The 14,383-nt window shown below is 72.2% G+C and carries 13 protein-coding genes; 9 read left to right on the forward strand and 4 right to left on the reverse strand.

Features of this window, described 5'->3' with window-relative positions; translation table 11 throughout:
• Window positions 1-5: 5 nt before the first annotated feature.
• The gene (gene hemG, locus ACH5AC_RS14325; protein ID WP_398862048.1) at window positions 6-1,472 is read right to left on the reverse strand and encodes a protoporphyrinogen oxidase; all 1,467 of its coding nucleotides are present in this window, start codon (window positions 1,470-1,472) and stop codon (window positions 6-8) included.
• A gap of 183 nt (window positions 1,473-1,655) precedes the next feature.
• On the opposite strand from hemG, the gene ACH5AC_RS14330 reads away from it, so the two are divergent.
• Both ACH5AC_RS14330 and ACH5AC_RS14335 read left to right on the forward strand, forming a co-directional pair.
• Window positions 1,656-2,687 carry a DUF4349 domain-containing protein gene (locus tag ACH5AC_RS14330; RefSeq protein WP_398862049.1) on the forward strand — a complete coding sequence of 344 codons (1,032 nt, stop codon included), beginning with the start codon at window positions 1,656-1,658 and terminating at the stop codon, window positions 2,685-2,687.
• Between the two features lie 33 nt (window positions 2,688-2,720).
• On the forward strand, window positions 2,721-4,157 hold the full coding sequence (locus tag ACH5AC_RS14335) for an FAD-dependent oxidoreductase (RefSeq protein ID WP_398862226.1): 1,437 nt from the start codon (window positions 2,721-2,723) through the stop codon (window positions 4,155-4,157).
• On the opposite strand, the gene ACH5AC_RS14340 is transcribed toward ACH5AC_RS14335, so the two are convergent.
• Window positions 4,141-4,404, reverse strand: coding sequence for a hypothetical protein (locus ACH5AC_RS14340; protein WP_398862050.1), 264 nt, complete (start codon window positions 4,402-4,404; stop codon window positions 4,141-4,143). The genes ACH5AC_RS14335 and ACH5AC_RS14340 overlap by 17 nt on opposite strands.
• Before the next feature lie 92 nt (window positions 4,405-4,496).
• Here ACH5AC_RS14340 and ACH5AC_RS14345 point away from each other — a divergent pair, with 92 nt between their 5' ends.
• The gene (locus tag ACH5AC_RS14345; RefSeq protein ID WP_398862051.1) at window positions 4,497-5,330 is read left to right on the forward strand and encodes a rhomboid family intramembrane serine protease; all 834 of its coding nucleotides are present in this window, start codon (window positions 4,497-4,499) and stop codon (window positions 5,328-5,330) included.
• 517 nt (window positions 5,331-5,847) lie between these two features.
• Here ACH5AC_RS14345 and ACH5AC_RS14350 read toward each other — a convergent pair.
• A complete protein-coding gene (locus tag ACH5AC_RS14350) occupies window positions 5,848-6,690 on the reverse strand; it encodes a response regulator (RefSeq protein WP_398862052.1) in 843 nt (280 codons plus the stop codon).
• Between the two features lie 264 nt (window positions 6,691-6,954).
• Here ACH5AC_RS14350 and ACH5AC_RS14355 point away from each other — a divergent pair, with 264 nt between their 5' ends.
• The 3 genes from ACH5AC_RS14355 to ACH5AC_RS14365 are packed head-to-tail and all read left to right on the forward strand — an operon-like array spanning window position 6,955 to window position 10,079.
• A complete protein-coding gene (locus ACH5AC_RS14355) occupies window positions 6,955-7,971 on the forward strand; it encodes a tripartite tricarboxylate transporter substrate binding protein (RefSeq protein ID WP_398862053.1) in 1,017 nt (338 codons plus the stop codon).
• A gap of 20 nt (window positions 7,972-7,991) precedes the next feature.
• Entirely contained in the window at window positions 7,992-8,522 is a 531-nt protein-coding gene (locus ACH5AC_RS14360) for a tripartite tricarboxylate transporter TctB family protein (protein ID WP_398862054.1), read from the forward strand.
• Between the two features lie 24 nt (window positions 8,523-8,546).
• On the forward strand, window positions 8,547-10,079 hold the full coding sequence (locus ACH5AC_RS14365; protein WP_398862055.1) for a tripartite tricarboxylate transporter permease: 1,533 nt from the start codon (window positions 8,547-8,549) through the stop codon (window positions 10,077-10,079).
• Window positions 10,080-10,142: 63 nt separating this feature from the next.
• Here the strand turns inward: ACH5AC_RS14365 and hemE are convergent, their stop codons facing one another.
• Entirely contained in the window at window positions 10,143-11,210 is a 1,068-nt protein-coding gene (hemE, locus tag ACH5AC_RS14370; protein ID WP_398862056.1) for a uroporphyrinogen decarboxylase, read from the reverse strand.
• A 138-nt stretch (window positions 11,211-11,348) separates the two neighbouring features.
• Here hemE and ACH5AC_RS14375 point away from each other — a divergent pair, with 138 nt between their 5' ends.
• The 3 genes from ACH5AC_RS14375 (at window position 11,349) to ACH5AC_RS14385 (ending at window position 14,340) form a co-directional block, all read left to right on the forward strand.
• Entirely contained in the window at window positions 11,349-11,975 is a 627-nt protein-coding gene (locus tag ACH5AC_RS14375) for a DUF3000 domain-containing protein (protein WP_398862227.1), read from the forward strand.
• A gap of 272 nt (window positions 11,976-12,247) precedes the next feature.
• Window positions 12,248-12,910, forward strand: coding sequence for a response regulator transcription factor (locus tag ACH5AC_RS14380; protein WP_003972894.1), 663 nt, complete (start codon window positions 12,248-12,250; stop codon window positions 12,908-12,910).
• 149 nt (window positions 12,911-13,059) lie between these two features.
• On the forward strand, window positions 13,060-14,340 hold the full coding sequence (locus tag ACH5AC_RS14385; protein WP_398862057.1) for a ribonuclease D: 1,281 nt from the start codon (window positions 13,060-13,062) through the stop codon (window positions 14,338-14,340).
• Window positions 14,341-14,383: the final 43 nt, after the last annotated feature.

The raw sequence follows: 14,383 nt of genomic DNA on the forward strand, positions 1-14,383 counted from the left end.
GTCCCTTATTCTCCTGCTTCTCCGTGCAGACTCTGCACCGGGTCGGCGGTGAGCCGCTGCACACCGCCGAAGTCCAGCTGGTCGACCGCCGCGTAGGCGCTCGCGATGCACGCCGGGATGCCGACACCGTCGTACGGCGCGCCGCACACCGCGAGGCCGGGCAGCTTCGCGATGTGCTCGCGGATGCGGGTCACGCGCGTGTGGTGGCCGACCGGGTACTGGGGCAGGCCGTCGGTCCAGCGGGTGACGCGGGTTTCGAGGGGGGTGGCGTCGAGGCCGGTGGCCGCTTCGAGGTCGTGTCGGGAGACCTCCACCAGGTGGGCGTCGTCGCGCCGCAGGATCTCCGTCTCGCCGTACCGCCCGACGGAGGTGCGCAGGACGATCACGTCCGGGTCCTGCTCTGCGAGCCAGCCCCACTTCTGGGAGGCGAACGTGGACGCCTTGATGGTGCGGCCGTCGACCGGCGGGACGAGGAAGCCGCTGCCCTCGGGCAGGGTGATGTCGGCGCGGCGGTAGGCGAGGGTGATCAGGGCCATCGAGGCGTACTCGACGGCGCGCAGTTCGGCGGCGGCCTCGGGGGACTCGGCGGCCAGCAGTGCGGCGGCGGCCGGGGCGGGGGCGGCGAGGACGACGGAGTCGGCGGGCAGGACCTGGTCGCCGGCCGTCACCTGCCAGCCGCCGCCGGACACGTCGCGCCGCAGGGCGGTCACCGGTGTCCCGGTGTGGATCTCGCCGCCGCGCGCGCGGACGGAGTCGGCGACCGCGAGCGGGAGCGAGCCGACGCCGCCCTCGATGCCCATGAAGACCGGTCCGGGCTGCTGGTGCGCGGCGGCCCTGGCCTGGATGTCGCGGACGGCCTCGGTGAGGGAGGTGTGGGTCTGCGCGGCCTGGAAGAGCTGCGGGACCGCCGCGCGCATCGAGATGCGGTAGGCGTCACCGGCGTAGACCCCGCCGAGCAGGGGCTCGACCAGGCGGTCGACGACCTCGCGGCCGAGCCGCGCCGCCACGTACTCCCCCACCGCCACGTCGTCGCCGACCTCGGTGCGGGGCAGGTCGGCGTCGCGCTCGATGCGGGCGAGGCCCTCCTCGGACAGCACGCCGGACAGGGCCGCGGCGGTGCCCGGGACGCCCATCACATGGCCCTTGGGCATGGGGCGCAGGGCGCCGCGGGTCCAGATCGAGGCCGTGGCGGTGGCCGGCGGCCGCAGCCGGTCGGCGAGGCCCACCGCACGCGCCAGGCCGACCGCCTCCGGGCGGCGGGCCAGCATCGACTCGGCGCCCAGGTCCACGCGCAGGCCCGCGATCTCGCCGGCGAGCAGCTTGCCGCCGACTCCGCCGGACGCCTCCAGGACGGTCACGCGCGCCCCGCGCTCCAGCAGCCGGTGCGCCGCGGCCAGCCCCGCGATCCCGGCTCCGACGACGACGACGTGACCTGTGCCCTTGCCTGCTGCGCCCGTGCCCGCTGTGCTCATGGCTCCACCCTCTCAAACGCCACTGACAGTCACGCCAGGGCCATCCGGCCCTGCCGCTCCGGGACCCCGTGGCCGCGTCGAGTCCGGACCGTGACCTCTTCGGGACGCCGGCCCGCCAACGTTCCGCCCGCCCCCGGCGTCGAAGGAGCGTTCAGTCGTCACCAGCCGGGGGGTCATCCCGTTATGCGCACACGTCATCCCGTACGACACCCGGCCCGGGTCCTGGCCGGGCTACTGCTCGCCGTCGGTCTGGCGCTCACCGGGTGCGCCGGCGACGCCGATGACGGCGGCGGCAGCAGCGGCTCCGCGGCCCGGGGACTCGCCGGGGACGAGGCGGCCGACCTGGGCGCCGAGGCAGGCACCCGGGAGGACACCGCGGAGGGCGCCGGGTCGGACGGCGCGCGGTCGGAACCGGAGGCCGGTGCGAGGGCGAGTGCCGCGCCCGCGCTCACCGTCAACCGGATCATCCGTACCGCCACCCTGACCGTGCAGGTCAAGGACGTGCCGAAGGCGCTGGAGCAGGCCCGCGCCGCCACCGAGGACGCGGGCGGCTACGTCGGCGACGAGACCACCACCCGGGACGAGGACGGCAGCGAGCACACCCGCGTGGTGCTGCGGGTGCCCGTCGACAAGTACGAGGCGGTGCTCACCGGCCTGCAGGGCACCGGCAAGCTCGTGGAGCGCACCGCGAAGGCCCAGGACGTCACCGACCAGGTCGTCGACGTCGACAGCCGGGTCCAGTCGCAGCGTGCCAGCGTCGCCCGGGTGCGTGAGCTGATGGAGCGGGCCACCCAGCTCAGCGACGTGCTGGCGCTGGAGGGCGAGCTGAGCAACCGGCAGGCCGAGCTGGAGTCGCTGCTCGCCCGGCAGGCGTCCCTGAAGGACCGCACCACCCTGGCGACGATCACCCTGACGCTGGACGAGAACCCGGTGCGGGAGAAGACCGAGGACGACGAGCCGGGCTTCCTGGACGCGCTGAGCGGCGGCTGGGACGCGTTCGTGGCGATGCTGCGGTGGGTCGCGATGGCCCTCGGCGCGGTGCTGCCGTTCGCCGCGGTGGCCCTGCTGCTGGCGGTGGTGTGGCGGCGGCTCGTCCGGCCCCGGCTGCGCCGCGCCGCGCCACCGGCGCCCGCGCCCGCCGTGCCCGGACCGCTGCCGACGGCACCGCCCGTCACCGCCCTCGCGGAGGAGGAGCGCGGCGACGGGCAGGACTGAAATGCCGGGCGCCCGTAGCGTGTTCGCATGAGCATGAGCGGCAGCGGAAGCGGAAGCGCCAGAGGTGGCGGCAGCGGCAGCGACGGCGGGGGTTCCCGGGAGCGGCTGGTCGTGATCGGCGGGGACGCGGCGGGCATGTCCGCCGCGTCCCAGGCCCGGCGGATGAAGGGCCCGGACGACCTGGAGATCGTGGCCTTCGAGCGCGGCCACTTCACCTCGTTCTCCGCGTGCGGCATCCCCTACTGGGTGGGCGGCGACGTCCCCGAACGCGACCGGCTGATCGCCCGTACGCCCGAGGAGCACCGCGCCCGCGACATCGACCTGCGCCTGCGCACCGAGGTCACCGAGATCGACGTGGCCGGGCAGCGGGTACGCGCGCGTGACGTCGATTCCGGGGCGGAGTCCTGGACGTCGTACGACAAACTCGTCATCGCGACCGGGGCCCGACCGGTCCGCCCCGACATGCCGGGCGCCGAGGCCCTCGGGGTGCACGGTGTGCAGACCCTCGACGACGGTCAGGCCCTGCTGGACACGCTGGCACGCGCGCGTGGACGGCGCGCGGTCGTCGTCGGCGCGGGCTACATCGGTGTGGAGATGGCCGAGGCGCTGATCAACCGCGGCTACGAGGTGACCGTCGTCAACCAGGGCAGCGAGCCGATGGCCACCCTCGACCCGGACATGGGCCACCTGGTGCACACCGCCATGGAGGGGCTCGGCATCACCATGGTCAACAACGCCGAGGTCACCAAGGTCCTCACGGACGACGACGGCTGGGCGCGGGCGGTGGCCACGCAGGACGCGGAGTTCCCGGCGGACGTGGTGGTCCTCGGCATCGGCGTCCGCCCGGAGACCACGCTCGCCGAGGCCGCCGGTCTCCCCCTGGGCGCCCACCGCGGCCTGCTCACCGACCTGGCCATGCGGGTGCGCGGCCACGAGAACATCTGGGCCGGCGGCGACTGCGTCGAGGTCCTGGACCTGGTCTCCGGTCAGGAACGCCACCTCGCCCTGGGCACCCACGCCAACAAGCACGGCCAGGTCATCGGCACCAATGTCGGCGGCGGCTACGCCACCTTCCCCGGCGTCGTCGGCACGGCCGTCAGCAAGGTCTGCGACCTGGAGATCGCCCGTACCGGCCTGCGCGAGAAGGACGCCCGCCGGGCCGGCCTGCAGTACGAGACCGTCACCATCGAGTCCACCAGCCGGGCCGGCTACTACCCCGGCGCCTCCCCCATGACCGTGAAGATGCTCGCCGAGCGCCGCACCGGGCGGCTGCTCGGCGTGCAGATCGTGGGCAGGGAGGGCGCGGCGAAGCGGGTCGACATCGCGGCGGTGGCCCTCACGGCCGGCATGACGGTGGAACAGATGACGTCCCTGGACCTGGGCTACGCGCCCCCGTTCTCACCGGTCTGGGACCCCGTGCTGGTGGCTGCCCGCAAGGCGACGGGAAAGGTGACTAGGCCGTCCCGCTGAGCCGCGGCAGGGCGGAGACCGCGGCCGGCTGCTCGGCCGGTTTGGCGTGCGCTGCGGCCGCGGGCCGCGACCGCAGCCGGTGGCTCACCGCCTCGTCCAGCGTCACCGGCCGCTGCATCTGCGCGGCCAGGCGCCCCGCCTCCTGGCCCAGCCGGGCCACGTCCTCCCACGGCAGCCGCACCACAAGAGAGAGCTCCGCCTCGCCGTCGGGCAGAGCCTGCATCGGAAGAGCAACTCGGTCGTTCATCGCCTGTTCCTCACGTCGGTTGCCGACTGATACGCACGGACGGGGGACGGCGTTCACCGATTCACCGATCGGATCGGGGGCAGTACCTTTCTGTGGTCATCCCCGTCCATGACGTGAATCCGGCGCGCCGCACCCCCTGGGTGACGTACGCGCTGATCGGCGTGAACGTCTTCGCCTTCCTGTTCATGCCCGGCCTGGCCGGCTCCGTCGCGGGCGACAGCACCCTGGCGCAGACGTGCCATCTGCACGCGTTCCTGGAGCAGTACGCGGCCGTACCGCGGGAACTGATCCACAACCAGCTGCCGCGCCTGGTGCCGACCGGCGAGGTCGGCCTCGGTCCGCAGGGCCCCGGGTGTCTCGTGGGACCGCCGGACTACGACAAGTCCCCGCTGTTCAGCGTCTTCACCTCGCTGTTCCTGCACGGCGGCTGGCTGCACCTGCTGGGCAACATGCTGTTCCTGCTGATCTTCGGGAACAACATCGAGGACCGCATGGGCCACATCCCCTACGCCGTGTTCTACGTCGCCTGCGGTTACGCGGCGGCCTACGGCTTCGCGCTGCTGAACGACGACTCCACCGACCCCCTGATCGGCGCGTCGGGGGCGATCGCCGGCGTGCTCGGCGCCTATCTGGTGCTGTATCCGAAGGCCCGCGTCTGGGTCCTCGTACCGTTTCTGATCTTCCTGCCGCTGCGGCTGCCGGCCTGGCTGGTGCTGGGCTTCTGGTTCGGGCTGCAGGCGGTGTACTCCGCCGGCGAGGGCGTCTCCGACGCGGGCACGGTGGCGTACGCGGCGCATGTGACCGGGTTCCTCGTGGGCATGCTGTTCGCCTGGCCGCTCAAACCGGGCACTCCGCAGCCGCCGGAGCCGCGCGGCCTGCTGTTCGGCCGGCGCGCGCGGCCGGGTGCGCCGGGATCGGGGTGGTGAGGACGACCGCCTGAAGGCGGCGCGGCTCGGGCACGGCCGGGCCGCGTGGAACGTGGCCTCGGTCTCCCAGCGGCGCGGCGGCGACCCGCAGTTGGCGGAGCGCGGGTGGGTGCGGGCGGCGGAGACGGGGCTGTCCCGGCCCCACCTGGGCCGGGCCCGCGGGGGCGGGGGCGGACCGCGGAGGCCGAGGAGTGGCTGCGGCGCGCCGTCCGGACGGTGCGACGGGTTCGAGCTGGAGCAGGACCGGGGCTGGGCAGGTCACGGGCCGACGCCCGGCCGGGGCCGGCCGGGCCGCTGGTCGAGGCGAGCGGGACGAGGAGGTGGCCGGTGCGGTCGCGGAGCTCCTGGAGCAGGATCCGCGGCATGTCGAGGCCACCGCCTGGCGGGGATCCCGGCCCGCCCCACTTCGAGGTGGTCGCCGGCTGGAACGACGACGCCGACACGAGGATGACCCTGAGCCAGATCCGCGCTCTGATGCGGCAGCTCACCCACCCGCACCGAGGCGTCGTCGCCGGGGTCAGCCGTGCTCGACCCCGGCGGGCCGTGCCGTGTCGGCCAGCCAGTGGTAGCGGCGCTCGGGCCGGCCGGTGGTGCCGTAGCGGAGGAAGACCCGGGCCTGGCCGGTGGAGACGAAGAACTCCAGGTAGCGGCGGGCGCTGACCCGGGACAGCCCGGTCGCTCCCGCGCACTCCGAGGCGGACATCCCCTCGGCGTGCGCGGTGAGGTTACGGCGGACCAGGTCGGCGGTCTGCTCGGTGACGCCCTTGGGCAGCCGCGCCGCGACCGGACCGGCGGCACCGACGCTGCTGGAACCGGCAGCTCCCGATCCGCCTGGTGCGGCGGCCGGCGCCGGGATGCCGGGCAGGTACCCGGACCCCGCCGACGCGTCCCCGGTCCCGCCGCCCGGGCCGGAGTCGGGTGCGGCCGTGCCGAAGACCCGGTCGACGTCGTCCTGCTCGGGGACCGCGAGGGCCGCCAGCTCGCGACGCCGCTCGGCGTACTGCTGAAGCCGCTCGTGCAGTACGGAGCTGTCGAACGGCTTGATGATGTAGTGCACGGCGCCGCCGCGCAGCGCGCCCCGCAGCGTGGCGACGTCCTGCGCGGCGGTCACCACCATCACGTCGACCTCCGCCCCGGGCACCTCCCCGCCGCGCAGTTCGCGCAGCACGTCGAGGCCGCCGATGTCGGGCAGATAGATGTCGAGCAGCACCAGATCCGGGCGTAGCTCACGCACCGAGCGCAGGGCGTCCGCGCCGGTGCGGGCCTCGCCGACGACGGTGAACCCGGGCAGCCGCTCCACCAGCTTGCGGTGGATGCGCGCCACCATGAAGTCGTCGTCGACGACCAGCACGCGAATCATGGTGGCTCCCTTCCGCCCCGTCGTGGTGTCGAGCGCATTCTGCATGAGAGTCCCCATGCAGTCACCAGGCCGGACAAACGCGATACCGCATCGATGCGAGGGGCGACGCGTGAACAGAAATTACAAAAGCCCGGTGACCACTACCTTCAAAACGTTCGTTACAGCCAATAGCTGCACAACGCTCAGTTCTCTTTCCGGCCGTATCCAGCGCTGTTTCCATGACGCGGCAACACCGCAGAAACACCTGAGCAAGCTGGAGGAAGCGTGTTCCGCTCAGCCCCCCGAGCAGTCATGGCGGCCGCGGCCGCCGGTTCGGCCACTCTGCTGCTCGCCGCGTGCAGCGAGCAGCAGGCCACCGGCGCGAGTGGCGGCGGCGCCTGGAAGCCGACCAAGGCCATCGAGTACATCGCGCCCGCGGGCACCGGCGGAGGCTGGGACACCCTCGCCCGCACCAGCGCCCGGGTCCTGGACGAGGAGAACCTCGTCGACAAGCAGATGCGCGTGGTGAACAAGCCGGGTGGCGGCGGCGCCATCGGCTGGTCGTACATCGCCCAGTACGAGGGCGACGCGCACAAGCTGTTCGTGACCAGCCCGCCCATCCTGCTGGTGCCGCTGGCCGGCGAGTCGAAGCAGACGTACAAGGACTTCACGCCGATCGCCCGGCTGAACACCGAGCCGCTGGCCTATGTGGTGAAGGCGAGCTCGCCCTTCAAGTCGTTCGGTGACCTGGCGGCGAAGCTGAAGGCCGACCCGAAGAGCGTGAGCATCGCGGGCGGCTCGGGCCCGGGCAGCCTGGACCACGTCGGTCTCGCGGGCGCCGTGAAGGCGGCCGGCGCGGACGCCTCGAAGGTGAAGTACGTGCCGTTCGACGGCGGCGGTGAGGCTCTGACCGCGCTGCTCGGCGGGCACGCCGACGCGGCGGTCGCCGGTGCCTCGGAGGTGACCGGCCTGGTGAAGTCGGGCGATGTGCGGGTGCTCGCGGTGTCCACCGCGGAGCGCTCCGCGATCGTGCCGGACGCGCCCACGCTCACCGAGAGCGGCGTGGACTACGTCTTCGACATCTGGCGCGGGGTGATGGGTCCGAAGGGGCTGAGCGAGAGCCAGGTCGCGTACTACGAGGACGCGTACAAGAAGATGGTCGAGACCGACGCCTGGAAGAAGGAGAGCGAGAAGCTCGGCTGGACCAACGCCTTCCTCGGCAGCGCCGAGTTCGGGGCCTTCCTCGACGAGCAGAACACGGCGCTCGGCGGCATCCTCACCGACGTCGGTCTGAAGAAGTAGCGGCGGGGGACGGCAGGACGATGCATCACTTCCGCTTCTCGCAGCGCACGCTGGCGGTCGTACTCGGCCTCGTGGCGATCGCTTACACGATCGGGGCGTACCGCATCCCCGAGTTCACGGCGGTGGAGGTGCCGGTGCAGCCCGGCACCCTGCCGCGGGGGCTGGGGCTGGTGCTGATCGCCCTGTCCGTGGCCCTGTTCTTCCAGAAGTCCAAGGCGCAGGAGCCGGAGACGGAGGCGAAGGCGGCGGACACGGCCGACGAGGCCGGCGCGGAGGCCGCTCAGGCGCCCCGCGCCCGCTTCGGCCGTGTCTCCGACCCCCGGTTGCAGCTGGCCGTGCTGCTGGGCGCGATCTGCCTCTACGTGGCGCTGTTCGTGCCGCTCGGGTTCGTGATCTCGACCAGCCTCTTCGTGGTCGGCACCGCCTGGTTCCTGGGCTTCGCGCGGCACTGGGTGAGCGCGCTGGTGGCCGTCGGGGTGGCCCTCACGCTGTACCTGGCCATGTCCGAGGGGCTCGACGTGGCCCTGCCGACCGGGCCGCTGCCCTTCTGACCTGGAGACGGACGGACGTACGGCATGGACGCTCTCAACGGACTCATCGACGGCTTCGGGGTGGCCTTCACCCCGGCCAATCTTCTCTACGTCTTCCTCGGCGTACTCATGGGCACGGTCATCGGCATGCTGCCGGGCCTCGGCCCGATCAGCGCGATCTCGCTGATGATCCCGATCGCCTTCACCATGGACCCCGTCTCGGCGATCATCATGCTCTCCGGGGTCTACTACGGCGCGATCTTCGGCGGTTCCACGTCGTCGATCCTGCTGAACGCGCCCGGTGTGGCGGGCACGGTCGCCACGTCCTTCGACGGCTACCCGATGGCCAAGCAGGGCAAGGCGGGCAAGGCGCTGGCGATCGCCGCGATCGCCTCCTTCGCCGGCGGCACGATCGGTGTGATCGGGCTGATGCTCGTCGCGCCGTCGCTGTCGGCGGTCGCCGTCAGCTTCGGCCCGGCCGAGTACTTCTCGCTGATGGTCCTCGGTCTGACCGCGGTGGTCTCGCTGGCCGGCAACAACCTCGTCAAGGGCCTGATCTCCGGCACCGTCGGCGTGATGATCGCCCTGATCGGCATCGACTCCCAGACCTCCACGCAGCGGTTCACCTTCGGGAAGATCGAGCTGTTCGAAGGCGTCGAGTTCCTGATCGTGGCCCTGGGTGTGTTCGCGCTCGCCGAGGTCTTCGTGATGCTGATGAACGGCGGCAAGGGCAGCGGCAAGGAGGGCACCATCACCACGCTGCGGCTGAGCCGCAGGGAGCTGAAGGAGATCAGCGGGCCGACCGGGCGCGGCTCGGTGCTGGGCTTCTTCATCGGCGTCCTGCCGGGTGCCGGTGCCACGGTGGCCTCCTTCCTGTCGTACGCGTTCGAGAAGCGGCTGGCCAAGGACGGCGGCAGGACGTTCGGCAAGGGCAACCCCAAGGGTGTCGCGGCGCCCGAGTCCGCCAACAACTCGGCGGCCGTCGGTTCCTTCGTGCCGCTGATGACGCTGGGCGTGCCGGGGTCGGGTACGACGGCGGTCCTGCTGGGTGCGCTGCTGGTGCTCGGGGTGCAGCCGGGTCCGCTGCTGATGGACGAGAACCCGGACATGTTCTGGGGTGTCATCGCCAGCATGTACATCGGCAACATCGTGCTGCTGATCCTGAACCTGCCGCTGATCCCGCTGTTCGCCAAGGTGCTGAAGACCCCGCAGACGCTGCTGCTGCCGCTGGTCGTGGTCTTCTGCGTGGTCGGTGTCTACGGGCAGTCCTTCAGCACCTTCGACCTGTGGCTGCTGGTCGCCTTCGGGGCGCTGGGCTTCCTGATGCGGGCGAACGACTTCCCGGCGGCCCCGCTGATCCTGGGGCTCATCCTGGGCGGTCTGATGGAGAAGTCGATGCGGCAGGCGCTGCTGATCTCCGACGGCTCCTTCAGCACCTTCGTCACCAAGCCGATCTCCGGTGTGCTGCTGGCGCTGGCGGTGCTCTCGATGGCGACCCCGCTGCTCGGTGCCTGGCGGCGTGCCCGCAGGGCCCGGCAGGTCACGGCGCCGGCGCCTCAGGAGCGGGTCGACGCGTGACGGTGTGACGGGAACCGTCCTCGGGCGGCAGTGCCGGGCGTACGGCACTGCCGCCCGGGTGCGTCATCGGGCCGTCTGGGCGTGGACATACTCGACGAGGTGGGTCAGCGCGTCCGGGTCGGTGGACGGCAGGACGCCGTGGCCGAGGTTGAAGACGTGGCCCTCCAGCCCGGCGGCCGCGTCGAGGACCTCGCGGGTCCTGGTCTCGACGGCCTCGCGGGTGGAGAACAGGAGCGTCGGGTCGAGGTTGCCCTGGAGCGCCTTGCCGGGGCCGACGCGGCGGGCGGCCTCGTCGAGCGGGACGCGCCAGTCGACGCCGACGACGTCCGCGCCGGCCTCGCCCATGAGCTTCAGCAGTTCGCCGGTGCCGACGCCGAAGTGGATGCGCGGGACGCCGTACTCCGCGACGGCCTGGAAGACCTTGGCGGAGGCGGGCATCACCGAGCGGCGGTAGTCGGCGGGGGCGAGCGCGCCGACCCAGGAGTCGAACAGCTGGACGGCGCTGGCGCCGGCCTCGATCTGCACCTTCAGGAAGGCGGCCGTGATCTCGGCGAGGCGGTCGAGCAGGTCGGCCCACAGCTCGGGGTCGCCGTACATCATCGCCTTGGCGTTCTCGTAGGTGCGGGACGGGCCGCCCTCGACGAGGTAGCTCGCGAGGGTGAAAGGTGCGCCGGCGAAGCCGATGAGGGGCGTGGCGCCGAGCTCCCGGGTCAGCAGGCCGATCGCCTCGGTGACGTAGGAGACGTCCTCGGGGGTGAGGTCACGGAGCTGGGCGAGGTCGGCACGGGTGCGGATCGGGCGCTCGACGACCGGGCCGACGCCGGGCTTGATGTCGAGGTCGATGCCGATGGCCTTGAGCGGGACGACGATGTCGCTGAAGTAGATCGCCGCGTCCACGTGGTGCCGGCGCACGGGCTGGAGCGTGATCTCGGTGACCAGCTCGGGCAGCATGCAGGACTCCAGCATGGGGATGCCCTCGCGGACCTTGCGGTACTCCGGCAGGGAGCGCCCGGCCTGCCGCATGAACCACACCGGCGTGTGCGGGACGGGTTCACGCCTGCACGCCTTCAGGAAGGGGCTGTCGTACGTCGCTGTCGGCTGCTTGCCCGAAGGGCTTCCGTTGGCACTCACGCCGGCAAGTCTCCCACGGGCCGCGGACCGACGTCGGCGGGGCCCAGCTGGTGTCTTGCCCTGCGGAAAGGTGCTGTTCCCCTTAATCTTCCCCGCATGGCTGCGGCTCAGGGACGACTGTCGGACGGCGCTGACGGAATGGACGATGTGAACGAGGGGGACGGGGATGGGAACAGGACGGCTCCGGTGCCTTTCCGGGCCGCCGTCGACGCGCTGAGGGCGGCGCGGCTGCGGCCGCAGATCGAGATGGAGCAGACGCCGGCGCCCAAGCGGCTCGCCCCCTTCTCGTACGCCCTGGAGGCGACGGTGGTCGACGGTGACCAGGACCTGGCCGACGGGCGGCTGGTGCTGCTGCACGATCCGGCCGGGCATGACGCCTGGCGCGGAACGTTCCGGCTGGTGACGCTGATCCGGGCCGAGCTGGAGCCGGAGATGGCGGTCGACCCGCTGCTGCCGGACGTGTGCTGGTCGTGGCTGACGGGGGCGCTGCAGGCGCGCGGGCTGACGTACGGGGAGCCGAGCGGCACCGTCACGCGTGCGAGTTCGCACTACTTCGGCGGGCTGTCCGCGCGCCCGGCGGCCTCGCAGATCGAGATCCGGGCCTCGTGGACCCCGCGTGAGGGGCTGGGCGGGGTGCCGGACACCGCCGCCCATCTGGGGTCCTGGTGCGATCTTCTGGCGCAGGTGGCGGGGCTGCCGCCGGCCGGTCCCGGGGACGCGTCGGTGGTGACGCTGCCGCAGCGGCGGGGACCGCAGTCGCGCTGAGCCAGGTATCCCTGTTCCAACCCTCCGTGGGTGATTTTTGAGGATCACTTTGTCGATACGGACACTTTCTGACCTGTCTCGCCACACAAACGGCCTCATTCGCACCCGTCCGATCCGATTCGATCTTCGGATGATCGAGCACATGTCCTAATTGCACCGATTGTTACTCACTAGATCGTGATCATTCCCTAAAGGACACCGGGGTCGGTGCCGAAGACGACTGTGACCTTGAAAACCAGGGTTCGTCCCCATCCCGCACCCCAGGAGGCCTGGTGTCCGTTCTTCTCGAGCAGCCCGCAAGCCTGGTCGCCTACCGCCCGAACAAGCCCACCGCCATGGTCGTCGTGGCCGATCCCCGTGTCCGTTCCACCGTCACCCGCCACCTCTGGGCGCTCGGTGTGCGCGATGTCATCGAGGCGTCGTCCGTCGCGGAAGCCCGCCCCCGCATCGGCAACCCACGTGACATCTGCGTCGCCGACGTCCACCTCCCCGACGGCTCCGGGCTGACCCTCCTGTCGGAGACCCGCGCCGCCGGCTGGCCCAACGGGCTGGCCCTCTCCGCCGCCGACGACATCGGCGCCGTCCGCAACGCACTCGCGGGCGGTGTCAAGGGCTACGTCGTCACCGGCACCCGCACCAACGTCGGGCTCCCCACCCGGCCCGGTGCCGCCCCCATCGGCGCGGCCGCCGCCCGCCTGCACCGCCGCCCCCCGGGTGCCCCGAGCCACCCGGGCGGCTACCGCGAGCTCTCCGGCCGCGAGGTCGAGGTCCTGCGCCTCGTCGCCGAGGGCCAGTCGAACAAGGCGATCGGCGTCTCCATGGGCCTGTCCGCGCTGACCGTCAAGAGCCACCTCGCCCGCATCGCCCGCAAGCTGGGCACCGGTGACCGCGCCGGGATGGTGGCGGTGGCCCTGCGGACCGGCATCATCCACTGACCGACCCCTGCCCCTGCCCCCCTACCGCTGTTTCCCCAACCGATCGTGAATCTCCTCTTTCACCGACCTGACTGGTTTACAACCCTCCGGTGCCCGTCGACGGAACGTTCCGTCGGCGGGCGCCGTCCGTACACGGATACCCTTGACAGGTGACCGACGCCCAAGAAACCGCAGCAGCCAGCTCACTGCGAACCACCGGAGGCGCCCCTCCGGACGACGGCGGAACTACTGCTCAGGGGGCGCCGACACCGTTGCTGGAACCCCGTGAGGGCATCCCGGCGGTGATCGCCGACCAGGCCGCCCTCGCCGAGGTGATCGCCGCCTTCGCCGACGGCACCGGACCCGTCGCCGTCGACGCCGAGCGCGCCTCCGGATACCGGTACGGCCAGCGCGCGTATCTGGTGCAGCTACGGCGCGAGGGCGCCGGCACCGCGTTGATCGACCCCGTCGCCTGTCCCGATCTGTCCGGGCTCGGCGCGGCCCTCTCCGACACCGAGTGGGTGCTGCACGCCGCCACCCAGGACCTGCCCTGCCTCCGTGAGATAGGCATGGTGCCGACCGGGCTGTTCGACACCGAGCTGGCCGGGCGCCTCGCCGGGTTCCCCCGGGTCGGCCTCGGCGCGATGGTCGAGAGCGTGCTCGGCTTCGTCCTGGAGAAGGGGCACTCCGCCGTCGACTGGTCCACCCGGCCGCTGCCCGAGCCGTGGCTGCGGTACGCCGCGCTGGACGTCGAGCTGCTCGTCGATCTGCGCGACGCGCTGGAGAAGGAGCTGGACCGGCAGGGGAAGCTGGAGTGGGCGCGGCAGGAGTTCGACGCGATCGCGGCCGCGCCGCCGGCTGAGCCGCGCAAGGATCCCTGGCGGCGGACCTCCGGGATGCACAAGGTGCGGCGGCGGCGACAGCTTGCCGTCGTACGGGAGCTGTGGCAGACGCGGGATCGCATCGCCCAGCGGCGGGATGTGTCGCCGGGGAAGGTGCTGAGCGACGCGGCCATCGTGGAGGCCGCGCTGTCCCTGCCGGGCAATGCGCACGCGCTGGCTGCCCTGAACGGCTTCGGACCACGGATCGGACGGCGGCAGCTGGAGCAGTGGCAGGCCGCGGTCGATCGCGCCAGGGCGCTTCCCGACGCGCAGCTTCCGCAGCCGGGGCAGCCGATCGCCGGGCCTCCGCCGCCGCGCGCCTGGGCCGACAAGGATCCGGCGGCCGCGGCACGCCTGTCGGCGGCTCGGGCCGGGGTGTCGGCGCTGGCCGAGGAGCTGAACATGCCCCAGGAGAACCTGATCACTCCGGACACCGTCCGGCGGGTCTGCTGGGAGCCGCCGAAGGTTGTCAGCGCGGAGTCGGTTGCCGAGGCGCTGGTTGGTTACGGGGCTCGGGCCTGGCAGGTCGAGCAGGTGACGCCGGTTCTTGTTGCGGCGTTGTCCGCGTAGCCGCCGTATCGATTTCTGTCGTACGGCGGCTGCGGGCCGTTGT

It is taken from the genome of Streptomyces sp. NPDC018693 (assembly GCF_044391385.1).
Lineage (GTDB): Bacteria > Actinomycetota > Actinomycetes > Streptomycetales > Streptomycetaceae > Streptomyces.

Excerpts from the sequence above, each read along its gene's own strand:
- hemG (WP_398862048.1), bottom strand. The coding sequence starts at position 1,472 with ATGAGCACAGCGGGCACGGGCGCAGCAGGCAAGGGCACAGGTCACGTC.
- ACH5AC_RS14330 (WP_398862049.1), top strand. The coding sequence starts at position 1,656 with ATGCGCACACGTCATCCCGTACGACACCCGGCCCGGGTCCTGGCCGGG.
- ACH5AC_RS14335 (WP_398862226.1), top strand. The coding sequence starts at position 2,721 with ATGAGCGGCAGCGGAAGCGGAAGCGCCAGAGGTGGCGGCAGCGGCAGC.
- ACH5AC_RS14340 (WP_398862050.1), bottom strand. The coding sequence starts at position 4,404 with ATGAACGACCGAGTTGCTCTTCCGATGCAGGCTCTGCCCGACGGCGAG.
- ACH5AC_RS14350 (WP_398862052.1), bottom strand. The coding sequence starts at position 6,690 with ATGATTCGCGTGCTGGTCGTCGACGACGACTTCATGGTGGCGCGCATC.
- ACH5AC_RS14360 (WP_398862054.1), top strand. The coding sequence starts at position 7,992 with ATGCATCACTTCCGCTTCTCGCAGCGCACGCTGGCGGTCGTACTCGGC.
- ACH5AC_RS14365 (WP_398862055.1), top strand. The coding sequence starts at position 8,547 with ATGGACGCTCTCAACGGACTCATCGACGGCTTCGGGGTGGCCTTCACC.
- ACH5AC_RS14375 (WP_398862227.1), top strand. The coding sequence starts at position 11,349 with ATGGACGATGTGAACGAGGGGGACGGGGATGGGAACAGGACGGCTCCG.